Raw genomic sequence first — 14,603 nt, forward strand, 5'->3', positions numbered from 1 at the left:
CCGCGAAAAAGATAACGGGGGGCGGCGGCGCGGGAGGGGCGCTCCGGTTCGGGGCTGGGGTGAGGCGGGGCGTTCGGGCGTAGCGGGCGTGCCCCGTACCGTGCGAGGGTCGCGGGGGCCGGGGCGGGGCGTTCGGGGGCAGCGAGCCTGCCCGTACCGCGCGAGGGGTCGCGGGGGCCGCGCCCGGCGCGGTGGCTGCGGGGACGCGCCTGGCGCGGTGACTGCGGGGGACGCGCCTGGCGCGCGGACGCGTCTGCGGTGGGCCGGCGATCAGATGTGACGCGTTGGGCGCGTTCGAGTGGGGCGGGCGGTCAGATGTAGCGGCCGTCGAACCAGGCCCGCGCGGCGACGGTGTGCAAGGGGAAGGCGAGTTCCTCGGGGCGGCGCAGGAGGTGCCAGCCGTCGGTCTCGTCCGTGGCGGTGGAGGGCGGAAGTCCCTCCACCGGGCGTTCGGGGAGCAGGCCGAACAGGAGCAGGTGGCCGTCGGGCGCGCTCAGGGCGTCTACGAGGCGTACGTCGCGGCTCGCGGCGTCGATGCCCGTCTCTTCTCCGAGTTCGCGGACGACGGCCTGCCGCCAGTCCTCGCGATCGTCGACGTAGCCGCCGGGCAGAGCCGTGCCCCCGCGCGCGGGAGACACGGTCCGGGTGATGACGACCAGGGCGGTGCCCTGGGTGTCGTAGACGGGCTGGAGGGCGACGGCTACCGGCAGGGGGTTGCGGTAGGCCGTGGTACCGCAGGCAGGGCAGGTGCGGGGCCAGCCGGAGACGCCCTCTCCGTAGGGCGTGCCGCAGCTCGAACAGTGCGAGCCCGGTACGGGGTGGGGAACGGAGGTCGGGGTTTCGGACACGCGGCGGACTGTAGTCGATGGCGGAATCGTCGTCTCCGGTGGGCGGTTCAGGGGCGGCCGGTCAGGGACGCTCTGGACACCGGGAAGTCGAAGTAGGTGTCGGGGTATGCCTCCGGCTTGAAGCTGTAGTGCCACCACTCCTCGGCGAGGTTGACGAAACCGAGGTCTTCCAGAGTGCTCTTGAGCAGCGTCCGGTTGGCGCGCTGGGTGCCCTGGACGCGGGGGTCGGCGGTGTGGGAGAGGGTGTCGAAGCAGTCGAAACCGGTGCCCATGTCGACGGAGTTGTCGGGGAAGCGCTCGGCCTGGGGAGCGGTACAGGGCACCAGGGGCTGTCCGGGGTGATAGGGGTGGGTCGGCCGCGCCGGGAGCCGCACGAGGGTGAGGTCGACCGTGGAGCCGCGGCTGTGGCCGGATTTCTCCGCGATGTAACCGTCGGCGAACAGCCTGGTCTTGTCGACGTTCGGGTAGAACTCCGCCTTCATCGCCTGGTCGTCGAGGTCCTGGGCCCAGCGGACGAAGTGGTCGACGGCGCGTTGCGGGCGGTAGCAGTCGTAGACCTTGAGTGAGTAGCCCTGGCGCAGCAGACGGGCCTGGGCCTTGCCCAGGGCTTGTGCCGCGGGGCGGGTGAGGATGCACAGGGGCTGCCGGTAGCCGTCGATGGGCTCGCCGACGAAGTTGTGCGGGGTGGAGTAGCGGATCTCCTCCAGGATCGTCGGGGCGACGCTGCTCAGGGCGACGAAGTCCGCAGGGGCCTTGGGTTCGGTGCCTGCGTGTGCGGTGGCGGGGACGGTGGTCACCGCGAGCAGGGCGGCGAGCGTGGTGACCAGGCGGCGTGCCCAGGTGTCTCTTGCCTGTCGTGTCATGGCTCTTGCATATACGGACGGCGTTCCGTCGCGGAAGCGGTTGTATGCGGTCGGGGTGTTCGACCGGTGTCGTCGACGACGTCGGCGCCTTGTGAGTGCGGGAAGCAGGCAGAGGATCGGCTCAGGTGGTGACGGTGCTGCGGCGGACGGCCGTGGACGCCATCGCGTGCTGGACGACGTCGATCAGGACGCTCTTCACCGACTCCCGGTCCCGGGCGTCGCACATGGCCATCGGTACCTCCTCGTCCAGGTCGAGGGCGCGGCGGACGGCGTCCACCGGGTAACGGGGGGCGCCGTCGAAGCAGTTCACGCCGACCACGAAGGGAATGGCACGCCGCTCGAAGTAGTCGATGGCGGCGAAGCAGTCCTCCAGGCGGCGGGTGTCGGCGAGCACCACGGCCCCGAGGGCGCCCTCCGACAGCTCGTCCCACATGAACCAGAACCGCTCCTGACCGGGCGTGCCGAAGAGGTACAGCACCAGGCCCTCGCGCAGCGTGATGCGGCCGAAGTCCATGGCGACGGTGGTGGTGTGCTTGCCCTCCACGCCGCTGAGGTCGTCGACCGGGCGGCCTGCCTCGGTGAGCAGTTCCTCGGTGCGCAAGGGCCTGATCTCGCTGACCGAGCCGACCAGAGTGGTCTTGCCCACGCCGAAGCCGCCGGCCACCAGGATCTTGAGCGTGACGGGTTCGACCGGCGGCTTGCCACGCTCGGAACGCCCGAAGATCATCGGTCTTCTCTCCTGCTCGGTGCTGGCTGTGCTGGATGGGGGTGTACGGCGGTGTACGGCGGTCACAGCGCCCGGAGGCCGGCGATCACGTCGCGCAGAATGCTTTCGTCCGGGAGTTCGGCCGGTGGGACCGGCCGGTTGACATGTACGAATCCGGCGTCGACGAGGTCTCCGACGAGAACCCGTACCACTCCGATCGGCAGATCGAGGCCGGCGGCGAGTTCGGCGACCGACTGGGGTTCGTCCCGGCACAGTCCGACGATGTCGACGTGTTCCGGGGACAGGGAGGTGTCCGCCTCCGGATCGTCCGCCCGGTCCTCGGCGACCACCACCGCGATGAGGTCGAGACGGTGCTGGGCCGGACTGGTGGTACGGCCCCGGGTCATGGCGTACGGACGGACGACCGGGCCGGCCTCGTCGTCGAACCAGTGGTGTCTTCCCTGACCGTCTGCGCTCATGTCACCTCACTACCCGCCCGAGGGCAGATCGGTACGGGGCGCGGCGCCCAGGTGCGCACCGACCCGCTTGACGAGGAGGGTCATCTCGTAGGCGACCTGGCCGACGTCGGAGTCCGCGTCGGACAGGACGGCGAGACAGCTGCCGTCGCCGGCGGCCGTGACGAAGAGGAAGGCGTCGTCGAGTTCCACGACCGTCTGCCGGACACTGCCCGCCTCGAAGTGGCGTCCCACGCCCTTGGCGAGGCTGTGGAAGCCGGAGGCGACGGCGGCGAGATGCTCGCTGTCCTCCTGGGTCAGGTCCTTGGAAGCGCCCGTGGCCAGGCCGTCGCCGGAGAGGACGAGGGCCTTGCGGATGCTCGCGACCCGGTCCACCAGGTCGTCGAGGAGCCAGTTCAGCTCCCTGGCGCCGGTCGCGCTGTGGCCGGTCGTCTTCGGTGCGGTCATCGACCGTCCCCCTTGTTCGTTCCTTGTGGTGCTTGTGGTGCCTGTGGTGCTTGTTCTGGTTGTGGTGATCGTTGTGGCTGTGGTGCCGCGCCGTTGAGGGTGTCGTCGGCGGCGTTCTCCCGGCGGCCTCGCTGCCAGCCGCGCTGGAGGGAGGCCATGCGGCTGCGTACTTCCTCGGCGTCCCGGTCTGCGAGGTCGGTGCCGTCGGTGCGGTCCCCGGTGGGCCGCTCGCGTTCCTGTTCGCGCTTCAGCTGGGGGGCGAGGCTGGCCTGGCGTACCCGCCGGGGCAGGGGGAGCGAGCCGTCGTCGGCCGTACCCAGGGTTTCAGGCGTGCCCGGGGTGCCTTCCGTCGCTCCGGCGTCCGTGCGGGGCGTACCGCGGCGGCGGGAGGGCAGGGCGGGCAGTGCGTCGTGGGCCTCGTCCGGTGCGGGTGTGTCGTCCGGCCCGCTCCCGCGGGGCCGTTCGGGGACCGGGCGGCCGTGGGAGCTGACCAGTTTGGGAGTCTGGCGGCGGGGCAGCGGCGCGGGGTCGCCGGTCGCTTCCCGCGGTTCGTACCGGCCCTGGGTGTCGTGCCGGCCCGGGCCGCCCCGGGGGTCGGGCTCTTCCCGGTGGTGGCGGTCGTGCCGGGCCGTCGGCTCGTCCAGTGCGCCGGTTCCGGCGGAGCCGAGCGGTGCCTCCAGCTCGACCGGGCCGTCGAGCGGCGGCAAGGGTCCGCCGGGCAGCCGTACGGGCACCTCGGACAGGGCCGCTCGGCGGTTCTCCTCGCGAGCGGCGGCGCGGTCGCGGCGGCCGGCACGGTCGGAGCGGTCAGGGCGGTCGGCACGGTCAGGGCGGTCGAGGCGGAAGCCGACGCCGTTGGTGTCCGGGGCGTCCTCCGTGAGCAGCGCGTCCGGGATGAAGACGACCGCGGTGGTGCCGCCGTACGGAGAGGGCTGGAGGGAGACGCGGACGTTCTGGCGCTGGGCCAGGCGGCTGACCACGAACAGGCCGAGCCGGTCGGTGTCGGACAGCTCGAACTCGGGTGTCTCGGCGAGCCGGAGGTTGGCCTCCAGCAGGGCCTCGGCCGCCATGCCGAGGCCGCGGTCGTGGATCTCCAGGGTGAAGCCGTTGGCGACGCGCTCGCCCAGTACCTGCACGGCGGTGTGCGGGGGCGAGAACACCGTGGCGTTCTCCAGGAACTCGGCGACCAGGTGGGTGAGGTCGGCGACCGCGGAGCCGGTGACGGCGATGCGCGGCAGCCGGCGCACCTCGATGCGCTCGTAGTCCTCGACCTCGGCGACGGCGGCCCGTACGACGTCCATCAGCTGGACGGGCTTGCGCCACTGCCGGGAGGGGGCGGCGCCGGAGAGGATGACCAGGCCCTCCGCGTGCCGGCGCATACGGGTGGTCAGGTGGTCGAGGCGGAACAGGTCGGCGAGTTCCTCGGTGTCCTCGGTACGGCGCTCCATGGTGTCGAGCAGGGTGAGCTGCTTGTGCAACAGGACCTGGCTGCGACGGGCGAGGTTGACGAAGACCTCGGAGACACCGGAGCGGAGTTCGGCCTGCTTGACGGCCGCCTCGACGGCGGCGCGCTGGAGGGTGTTGAGCGCCTGGCCGACCTCGCCGATCTCGTTCTTGTCGTACTCCAGGCGCGGGACCTCGGTCTCCACGTCGACCTGTTCGCCGGCCGAGAGGCGGCGCATCACGCTGGGCAGGCGTACGTCGGAGGCCTCATGGGCCTCCAGGCGGAGCTGCTTGAGGTCGCGGATGAGGCCGCGGCCGATACGTACGGACAGGAAGACGGAGAACAACAGGGCCAGGACGCCCAGGGTGCCGGCGACGACCGCCTTGGTGATGACGGCCATCGCGACCGGTTCGGCCCGGTTCTCGTACCGGTCGGCGGCCCCGTCGTCGAGGGCGCCGAGTTCCTCCAGCGCGTCCCCCGCGACGGTGTCCCAGCTCTTGGCGTCGATGCCGCCGGGCATGCCGGCGCTGGAGGCGACGACCGTCCCCTCGGCCGCGCGCAGCGGTGCGGAGGATGCCTCCTGCCAGAACCGCTCGTAGCGCTTCCGCTCCGCGGCCGGCAGCAGCGGCAGCGTCACGTCGTACAGCAGGGTGCGCTGGGCCACCAGGTCGGAGATGTCGTCGATCTCGTCGCTGCCGAGTCCGCCGGTGACCAGGGCGGAGCCGAGGAGGGCGTCCTCGCGGGAGAGCAGCTCACGCGCGCGGGAAAGGTTGACGAGGGCGCGGTACTGCTTGTCCAGCGTGACGTTGTCGATGACGTTGAGGTCGGCGAGCAACAGGTGGCAGGGGTCGACCAGGCGGTTGTAGAAGCCGAGGGCCTGGGACCGGTTCACGACGCCGCCCTCGACGCTGCGCCGGAGCGATCCGAGGCCGGCCAAGGCGTCCAGCGCCGCGGTCAGCCGCTCGTCCTCGCCCTGGCTCAGCGCGTCGCGGACGTCGGGGTCGGCGGCGTGGCGGCGGACGTCGGCGATCGCCTCGTCGGTGACGCTGCGCGTGCGGCGCAGGGCGGAGAGGGCGTTGGAGGCGCGGGGGTCGGCGAGGTAGACGAGGGTCTGGCGGCGTTCCTGCTGGAGCACGCGGACGGTGTCCTCGACGGGGTAGCCGACCTTTTCCACCAGGGTCGACACGCTGAACAGCCGGGTGGCCTCCCGTCCGGTCAGCACCGCGGCGAAGGCCCAGACCGCGGTCAGGGCGACCAGCGGCACGAGAAGCAGCGCCACGATCTTCCGGCGGATGGAATTCCCGCGAAAGCGCATGGCCTCCCCCAGTTCGACCCCCACCGGACGGGGGTGCCGATTCACGTCAACAAACGGCGTGAGCCTACTACTGACGGGCTGATGGTTCGAAGACCCGTCCGGAAGCTGTACTTCCGTACCCTCGCCACGAGATCCCGAGTTGTCCGCTCATTACGGGAGATCGCGGCCTCCGGCCGGGTGGCGGTGCGGGGGCGGGCGCGTCCGGCGTGGTGGAGGGGCTGGCCGGATTTCCGCGTCCGGCGGGAATCTTGAGGGGGCGTCGATCGTCTTTCTTTGTGGGAGATGGGGGTGGAATCGGCCACAGGGTGCCGCATGCCGCGTCCATGCGGCGTAGAACAGCGCAAGCCGGGCAGCCACAGGGGAGCCGGGTCTTCGGGGACGGGCGAGCGGTCTGCTGGCGGTGGGGAGTGACACGTTGATGGGCACGGCGGAGCGGCGCGAGGCGCCCGGGAACGACGGGGCGGCGCGACCGGGCGGGGAGACAGGGCCGGAGGTACCGGGTCACGGTGTTCCGGCGGCGAGGCGCGGTGGCGGTACGGGCGGGGCGGCTCGCGGTGCGCGGGCGGCAGCCGTCGCTGGTGGGCCGTCGGGGAGCGGGGCCGGTGCGATACGGGAGCGGCCGGGCTACCGGCCGTTGTGGGTGGAGGAACCGGCGCGGCGGCGCCGGCTGCCGGACCCCGTACGGACGGCGGCCGTGCGGGCGGTGATCATCGTCGCCGTGACGCTGATCCAGGCGATGGTGGCCTTCCTGTGCACGATGGCCGGGTCCTGGCTGGCCTTCCCCATGCTGCTCAGCAGCGTGGCCAGCACCGTGGCGGCGACGTGGGGCGTGCTCGACGTGTGGGTGACGCGCCAGGTCTGGAACCAGCGGCACGGCGTGATCTCGATGCCGAACAGCACGGCGCGGGCGCTGCGGCGCGAACGACGCCGGGCCCGTCGGCAGGCACGGACCGCCGAGCGCGCCCAGGAGCGGATACGGCGCCGGGGCCGCGGCGGGCAGCAGCTGTCGCATCCCTGAGGCCGCGCGGTTCGCGACGGCCGGTGCGCGTGGTGGCCCCGGGCGTGGTTCGGGGCAGGACCGAGGGTATGTGTCCCGCCCGGTGCGGAGGCTCGGCATGTGGAGTACGGGCGGTGGTCCGGCCCGCAGTCGGCGCGCGGTCGCCCCACGGCGAGGAGACCGCGGTCGTCCGGCCATCACCGTGACGGGGGTGGCGTAGGAGCAAGGGTGGTCGGCACGGGTCGCGGGAGTGGCCTGGCCAGGGTGACCGGAGCGGGTGGCCGGGAGTGGCCTGGCCAGGGCGACCGGAGTAGGTGGCCGGCACGTGAGTGGCGTCGTGCCGGGCGTCGGTGGGTCAGGGACGGTCCGAGGGGAACGGCGCCGTGCGGGGAAGGAGACACGCCGAGCCGCTGCTCGACCCGGAGCAGAGCAGATCCGCACCCGCCGCCAGGAGGCGCCCCGTATGTCCCCCACCTACGACGTCATCGTCATCGGCCTCGGCGGAATGGGCAGCTCCGCCGCCCACCACCTGTCCGCGCGCGGCGCCCGGGTGCTGGGCCTGGAGAAGTTCAGGCCGGTGCACAACCGCGGCTCCAGCCACGGCGGTTCCCGGATCACCCGGCAGTCCTACTTCGAGGACCCGGCGTACGTACCGTTGCTGCTGCGCGCCTACGAGCTGTACGAGGATCTGGAGCGGGCCACCGGCCGGGAGATCGCCGTGCTGTGCGGCGGGGTGATGGTCGGCCGCCCGGACTCCCGGCCCGTGTCCGGCGCGCTGCGCTCGGCCCGCGCGTGGGACCTGCCGCACGAGATGCTGGACGCCTCCGCGATCCGCCGCCGCTTCCCGACGCTGACGCCCGGTGACGACGAGGTCGCGCTGTACGAGGCGAAGGCGGGACTGCTGCGCCCGGAGAACACGGTCGCCGCCCAGCTGCAGCTCGCCACCCGGCAGGGCGCCGACCTGCACTTCGACGAGCCGGTGACCCGCTGGAAGCCGTACCGGGACGGCGTGATCGTGCACACCGCCGAGAACACCTACACCGCGGGCCGGCTGGTGATCTGCCCGGGCGCGTGGGCGCCTCGGCTGCTGGCCGACATCGGAGTGGACATCACCATCGAGCGGCAGGTCATGTACTGGTTCCGGCCGACCGGAGGCGTCGAGCCCTACCGTCCCGAGCGGCACCCGGTCTACATCTGGGAGGACGCGGCCGGTGTCGAGGTCTACGGCTTCCCCGCGATCGACGGTCCCGACGGCGGTGCCAAGGTCGCCTTCTTCCGCCGGGAGTCGGCGCCCACCACGCCCGAGACCATCGACCGGACGGTGCGCGCGGAGGAGGTCCGGGCGATGGCGGACCAGGTCTCCGGGCTCCTCCCCGGCCTGCCGGGCGCCTTCCTCAAGGCGGCGACCTGCATGTACTCCACCACTCCTGACGAGCACTTCGTGATCGCCCCGCACCCGGCGCACCCCGGTTCGGTCACCGTGGCGTGCGGTTTCTCCGGGCACGGGTTCAAGTTCGTGCCCGTGGTCGGGGAGATCCTCGCCGATCTGGCGCTGACCGGTACCACCGCCCACCCCATCGGGCTGTTCGATCCCGCCCGCTTCGCCACGTCCGGCTAGGGCCTGGGGACCCAGGGTCAGGCGGGCCGCTTGAACATCCGGGTGGCCGTGATCTCGCTGTGCACGGCCTCGCCCTCGGACTGCTGGGGCAGGCCGGGCCGCAGGTGTTCCTCCACGCTGATGTACTTCAGTCCGGCCCTCAGGTCGGCGTCGTTGCGCAGCCGGATGACCAGCGGGAACTCGGCGAGCGCGGTGGTGTCGAACAGGCCTGTGGTGTAGAGGAGCTGGACGCCGAGCGCGTCGGAGACGGCCCGCTGCAGCTCCAGCAGATACGTGGCGTTGGCGCGGCCGATGGGGTTGTCGAGGAAGAGCGTGCCGGCGTGGCGGTGCTTGTCGTGGCCCCGGTCGTTGCTGCGCAGGGCGGCCATCGTGCAGTACAGGGCGATGGCGGCGGTGAGCAGCTGGCCGCCGGAGAAGACGTCGCCCATCTGTCCGACGGGGACGCGCTCGGCGCGCAGTACCGCGTCCGGCTTGAGGATCTCGACGGCGACGCCGTTCGGCTGGAGGGCGGCGGCGACGCCGCGCAGCAGCAGGGACATGCCGTCGCGGCGCAGGTCGGAGTTCTTCTTGACGGCGGCCCGGGTCGCCTCGTCGATCACCTCGCCGAGCCGCTCGGTGAGGGTGGCCTGGTCGGGTTCCTCGAAGCGGATGCGCAGGAACTCCTGCCCGGACCACTCCCCCAGCCCTTCCGGCAGCCGGGACAGGCGCTGGGCGGAGCGGAGGGTGGCGAGGGCCGACTCGACCAGGCCGCGCAGCCGGTCCACGATCGAATCCCGGTTGCGTTCGAGCTGGGCCAGTTCGTCGGTGAGGACGCGCAGCCGGGGGGCGAACGCGTCGGCCCACTTCTGGGCGTGCTCGGGCAGGGCGGCGGCGGGCAGTTCGCGGATCTGCTGCCGGGCGGGGGTGCGGACCTGCTCGTAGCGGGTGGAGTTGGCGTGCCGGACCAGGACGTCGCTCGCCTCGCGCACGGCGCCCTCGGCGGCGGACAGGTCGGCGGCGCAGCCGCGCAGCGAGCGGCGGGTCTCGGCGGCGGACTGCCGGGCCTCCTCCAGGGTGCCGGGGTACGGCTCGGGGTCCTCGTGCTCCTCGTCGGCGGGCTGCTCGCGCAGCAGGTCGCGCAGGAGGGCGGCGATCTCGTCGAAGCCGCCGGCCGCGTCCTCGGCGGCGCGGTGCGCGTCGAGGAGTTCGGCGTGCGCCTCGCGGGACTGGTTCAACGCCTCGGTGCGGGCGGCCAGTTCGGAGGTGGCGGTGCGCAGCAGGGCCTGGGCGTGCTCGGCGTCCCCGGGGATCAGTTCTTCGGGCAGGTCGGTGTGGGAATCGGCGTCCTCCGGAGCCAGCCGCTCCGCCTCGCCGCGCAGTCGGCCGAGCTGCTCGCTGGCGGTGGACACACGGGTCTCCAGGAGCTGCACGAGCTCCTCCGCGCGGGCGGCGGCGGCCTGCCGGGAGGGCCCGTCCGAGCCGTCCGGTGACTGGAGGAGCTGCTCGGCGCGGGTGCGGACCTTGTTGCTGAGCCGGTCCAGCTCGGCGCGGGCCGCGCTCTCGTCGCTCTCCGCGCGGGCCTGCTCGGCGCGCAGGTCGGCGCCGACGCCGACCTTCTCGTACAGCTGGGAGGCGGCCCGGTAGGCCTCGCGGAGCGCGGGCAGCGACGCGGTGGGCGCCTCGGTGCCGTCCTCCGGTACGTCGTCGGGGGCGCCGGCGATCTCGGCGCGCTCGGCACGCAGCGCGCGGGCGGTGCGGCGGGCGTCGTCGGCGGCGCGCTGTGCGGCGCGGCGGTCCTCGTCGGCGGCGCGGGCCTTCTCCAAGCAGAGCTGGGCGCGGGCCTCGGCCTCGGCCGCCTCGTCGGCCAGTTCTCGCAACTTCGCCTGCCAGCCCGCGCGTTCGCGCAGCCGGAAGGCGAGTCCGGCGAGAGCGTCGGCGGCGCGGCGGGCCTTCTGGGCGGCCTCCTGCCGTTCGTCGCGTACGCGGACGGCCTCGGCGGCGGTCTCGTCGGCCTCCGCCCGCACGGTGCGGGCCTCGGCCAGCTCGGCCTCGCACTCCTCGGCGAACGCGTCCGCCTCCTCGGCGGCCCGCACCAGCTCGGTGAGGCGGCCGGCCGGGCAGCCGGTGCGCCAGGAGGCGAGCCGCGCGGCCAGCTCCCGGTCCTTACCGAGCCGGGCGGCAAGCCGCCGGATCGCCTCGTCCCGCTCGGTCGCCCGCGCGCGCAGCGCCTGCCGCTCCTCGTCGGCCGCGTGCTCGTCGTGCATGGCGGGGTTCGGCGGTACGAGGAAGACGTCCTCGTCGGCCGAGTCGGCGGCCGGGGCGGGGGCGAGCAGGGCGGCGGCGGTGCCGACGGCGACGGTGGAGCGCGGCAGCAGGGCGGCGTCGCCGAGGGCGGCGCGGGCGCGGGCGTGCGAGTCGGGGTCGGTGATGATCACGCCGTCGACCAGCTCGGGCCGGGCGGCGAGCACGCGCGCGTGGTCGGCAGGGTCGACGGCCTGGGCGAGGTAGCGCCAGCCGGGCAGGGCGGGGATGCCGTGCTCGCCGAGGAACTCGACGGTGGCCAGCACGTCCGGGCCGGGCGGCAGCAGCCCGCCGTCGCCGAGGGCGCCGAGGATGCGGGCGTCGTCGGCGGCGGCGGTGCGCAGGTCGAACAGCTGGCGTTCGGCGGAGGAGACGGAGTCGTCGAGGAGCTCGCCCAGCTCGTCGGCGAAGCGGTCGAGTTGTTCGGCTGTGAGAGGTTTCTCGCCGGGGGCGGGTGGGTCGGACGGGGCGTCGGGGGCCGCGTCGGGGCCGGAGTCCGGCCGGTCCCGACGCGGCCCAGGGATGCCGGGGCGGGTTCCGGCGGCCAGGCCCAGCAGTTCGGCCAGGCGTTCCTCCGCCGCCAGGGCCCCGGCCGTACGGTGTTCGGCGTCCCGGGCCTGCCGGGCGGCGGTGGCGGCGTCCGCCGCGCGGGCCGCCGTCAGTTCGGCGCGGCTCTCGGCGGCGGCCGCCTCACGGGCGTGCTCGGTGGCCCGGCGGGCCGCCTCACGGGCGGTGTCCCAGGCGGCGACGGCGGTCTCCTCGGCGTCGCTGGCGGCGAGGGCGGCGCGGGCCGGGTCGGCGTCGGGGGCGCTGTCGTCGAGCCAGCCGGCGCGGACCGCCTCGGCGGTCTCCTGCTCGACCTCGGTCAGCCGCTGGCGCAGGTGTCCGGCCTCGCTGCGGGCGCGCTGCGCCTCGGTGGCGGCGGCGGTGGCGTCCCGGTGGGCGGCGTCGCCGGTGTCCTGGAGGGCGGCGGACCGCTCTTCTTCCTCGTTGGCGTGGTTCTCGGCTTTCCCGGCCGCCGCGTGCAGGGCGCGGACCAGGTCGACGGCGGCCTTGGCGCGGGCGGCGAGCGCGGGTGCGGCGTCCCGCTCGGCCTCCTGGATGGCGGCGGAGACGCGGGTGACGCGGTCGGTGGCGGCGCGGTGGCGCAGTACGGCCTCGGCGGCCTGCCAGGCGGAGTACAGGGTGCGGGCGTCGGCCAGCTCGCGCTTCTGCGCGGCGGCGGACTTCTCGGCGGCGGCCAGGGCCAGGGAGGCGTGCCGGTAGGCGAGTTCGGCGGCGACCAGAGCGCTGCGCTCGCGGGCGGATTCGGCGTGGGTGACGGCGTAGGCGGCGGCCGTGACCCGCTGGGCCAGGTCGGCGGCGCGGGCCCGCTCGCGGGTGCCGCGGGCGGAGAGCCGGCGGGCGAGGGTGCGGGTGCGGCGCTCGGCGGCGGTGTGGATCTCCCGGGCGCGGGCGCGGGCCTCGGTGGCCTCGACGATCCGTCCGAGCAGGTCGACGGAGCCCGCGGTGAAGTCCCGCTCGGCGATCAGCTCGGCACGCCGGCCCAGCTTGTTGCCGAAGCCGCTGACCAGGTCGGCGAGTCCGTCGGTGTCCCGGGTGTCGGTGACGGCGCGCAGCAGCAGGTCGGTGAAGTCGGCGTCCTTCTTGACGGCGAAGAGGCCGGCCGCCTCACCCTCGTCGGCGTTCATCTCGCGCTGGTAGCGGAAGAGTTCGGGGTCGAGGCCGAGGTCGCCGAGGTGCTCGATCCAGCGGTCGTGGATCTCCTCCCAGTGCACCTCCAGGTGCGGGTACGCCTTCCCGGCGTCGGTGAGCGCGTCCCGGAAGCCCTTCATGGTGCGCCGCCGGCCCTGCGCGCCGGAGGCGCCCTCGACGGGCGGGCGTACGGCGGTGGACTCGGCGACCGGGAGGTTGTCCAGGGTCAGTCCGGGGCCGGGCCGGAAGGAGTACCAGGCCTCGGCGAACTTCCGCGGGTCGTTGGAGACCTGGCGGCCCCGCCACTCGCTGACCTTGCCGACGACGACGCACTCGCCGGTCTGCACGTGCTGCCACTCCAGGGCCACGTGTCCGCAGTCGTCGGCGAGCAGGAACTTGCGCAGCACGCCGGAGCTGGCGCCGCCGAGGGTGTTGCGGTGGCCCGGCAGCATCACCGAGAAGATGAGTTTGAGCAGGACGGACTTGCCGCCGCCGTTCTCCAGGAAGAGCACGCCGGCGGGGGCGGGGCGGCGCGGCGGGCCGACCGGCTCCTCCTCGAAGAACTCCGCCTGCGTGGGCGCCGGGTCGGGCACCGGCCGGCCCACTCCTCGCAGGTCAAGCACGGTGTCGGCGTAACGCGCACCGGCGGGTCCGATGGAGTAGAGGCGGACCCGGGACAGCTCGTACATGGCGGACTCTCGTGGTTCTTCGGTGAGTTGGCGGGGCGGTGGTCAGGCGGTGGTCAGGCGGAGTGGAACGGCAGGCCGGCGTCGGCGACCAGCTCCAGGTCGTCGGTGTCCTCGGCGGGCAGCAGGGTGGGGGTGCCGTCGGTGACCGGGACCACGCCCAGGTCCAGCAACTCGGCCATGGCGGCACTGCCGGCCAGGTCGCGGACCTGGAGCTGGTAGCGGGCGGTGGTGCGGTAGGTACCGCCGTGGTCGTCGCCGGTGCGCTGGAGGAAGCCGGAGTCGGTGAGGAAGGCGACGGCCTTGGCGACGATGCCGGTGGTCGAGCCGGGCAGCCGGCGGGCGTCCTTGGTGGCGCCGGTGGCGCTGCGTCTGACCCAGATCCGCCAGGCGGACTCCAGGCCGGGGGCGTCGCTGACCGGGTCGGTGTTCTCGCCCTGCTCGGCGGCGCGTTCCTCCAGGCGGCGGCAGGCCTGGCGGACGAAGCCGTCGACTCCGTTGACCGTGACGCGGCCGATGTAGCCGTCGTCGGCGAGGTCCTCGGGGCGCGGGAAGGCCATCGCGGCGACGGCCAGGTGGGCGAGGCCGTGCAGGAAGCGGTCGGCGGAGTCGGTGGCTGCGCGGCGCGCGTAGTCGCCCATGCGGACGGCGAACACCGAGTCCTCGGCGGCGGTGACGGCCATGCCCGCGCGCGGGGACACTTCGAGCACGATCAGGCCGAGACCGGTCGCCACGGCGTCGGCAAGCCGGGCGAACGGCGGGTCCTCGCGGTAGCGGCGCAGCAGGTCGGCGTACTCCTGGTCACGGGCGGGCAGCAGCTTGGGCTGGAGGCCGAAGGCGACCAGCCGGGCCGCGTCGGCGGCGTCGGCGGGCGTGACGGCGGGGGCCTTCTCCGCGGCAGCCGGCTCGGCTTCGCTCCAGTCGACGGGCTCGGTCACGGTCGGTACTCCTCGGTGTGCTTACGCTTCTGTGCGGTGACGCCGCTGCCGTCCGGGGTGGTGCCGCGCCGGTCGCGGCTGCCGGAGCGCCTCGCCGCCCGGCGGGCGGATGCCACGCGTCGGAGCCAGGCGGCCGTCCCCTCGCCCACGGACAGAACGCTCGCGCCCGGCATGGCGTCGCGCCGGTCACGGCTTCCGGGGCACCTCGCCACCCGGCAGGCGGATCCCACGCATCGGAGCCCGGGCTCCGCCCCCTCCCCCACGGACAGAACCCTCCCGCCGCACCGGTC

General features: G+C 73.9%; 10 protein-coding genes. 2 read left to right on the forward strand and 8 right to left on the reverse strand.

Features of this window, described 5'->3' with window-relative positions; all coding sequences use genetic code 11:
- Positions 1–311 precede the first annotated feature (311 nt).
- From J7I94_RS14545 to J7I94_RS14570, 6 genes are all read right to left on the reverse strand, one after another.
- Positions 312–848 (reverse strand): NUDIX domain-containing protein, encoded by a 537-nt coding sequence (locus J7I94_RS14545; RefSeq protein WP_215167490.1) that lies wholly within the window; start codon positions 846–848, stop codon positions 312–314.
- Positions 849–895: 47 nt separating this feature from the next.
- A complete protein-coding gene (locus J7I94_RS14550) occupies positions 896–1,711 on the reverse strand; it encodes a M15 family metallopeptidase (protein ID WP_215167491.1) in 816 nt (271 codons plus the stop codon).
- Between the two features lie 121 nt (positions 1,712–1,832).
- Positions 1,833–2,438, reverse strand: coding sequence for an ATP/GTP-binding protein (locus J7I94_RS14555; RefSeq protein ID WP_215167492.1), 606 nt, complete (start codon positions 2,436–2,438; stop codon positions 1,833–1,835).
- Positions 2,439–2,500: 62 nt separating this feature from the next.
- Entirely contained in the window at positions 2,501–2,896 is a 396-nt protein-coding gene (locus tag J7I94_RS14560) for a DUF742 domain-containing protein (RefSeq protein WP_215167493.1), read from the reverse strand.
- 9 nt (positions 2,897–2,905) lie between these two features.
- Complete coding sequence (locus tag J7I94_RS14565; protein ID WP_215167494.1) at positions 2,906–3,340, reverse strand: roadblock/LC7 domain-containing protein; 435 nt, start codon at positions 3,338–3,340, stop codon at positions 2,906–2,908.
- Positions 3,337–6,099, reverse strand: coding sequence for a nitrate- and nitrite sensing domain-containing protein (locus tag J7I94_RS14570; protein WP_215167495.1), 2,763 nt, complete (start codon positions 6,097–6,099; stop codon positions 3,337–3,339). Before J7I94_RS14570 ends, J7I94_RS14565 begins: the two co-directional genes overlap by 4 nt.
- A 418-nt stretch (positions 6,100–6,517) precedes the next feature.
- Between J7I94_RS14570 and J7I94_RS14575 the strand changes: the two genes are divergently transcribed.
- A complete protein-coding gene (locus J7I94_RS14575; protein ID WP_251075158.1) occupies positions 6,518–7,117 on the forward strand; it encodes a hypothetical protein in 600 nt (199 codons plus the stop codon).
- 442 nt (positions 7,118–7,559) lie between these two features.
- Entirely contained in the window at positions 7,560–8,714 is a 1,155-nt protein-coding gene (solA, locus tag J7I94_RS14580; RefSeq protein ID WP_215167497.1) for an N-methyl-L-tryptophan oxidase, read from the forward strand.
- A gap of 17 nt (positions 8,715–8,731) precedes the next feature.
- Here the strand turns inward: solA and J7I94_RS14585 are convergent, their stop codons facing one another.
- Both J7I94_RS14585 and J7I94_RS14590 read right to left on the reverse strand, forming a co-directional pair.
- The gene (locus tag J7I94_RS14585; protein WP_215167498.1) at positions 8,732–13,378 is read right to left on the reverse strand and encodes a hypothetical protein; all 4,647 of its coding nucleotides are present in this window, start codon (positions 13,376–13,378) and stop codon (positions 8,732–8,734) included.
- A 53-nt stretch (positions 13,379–13,431) separates the two neighbouring features.
- Positions 13,432–14,313, reverse strand: a complete 882-nt coding sequence (locus tag J7I94_RS14590) for a hypothetical protein (RefSeq protein WP_215167499.1) — start codon at positions 14,311–14,313, stop codon at positions 13,432–13,434.
- Positions 14,314–14,603: the final 290 nt, after the last annotated feature.

It is taken from the genome of Streptomyces sp. ISL-12, assembly GCF_018614415.1.
GTDB lineage: Bacteria > Actinomycetota > Actinomycetes > Streptomycetales > Streptomycetaceae > Streptomyces.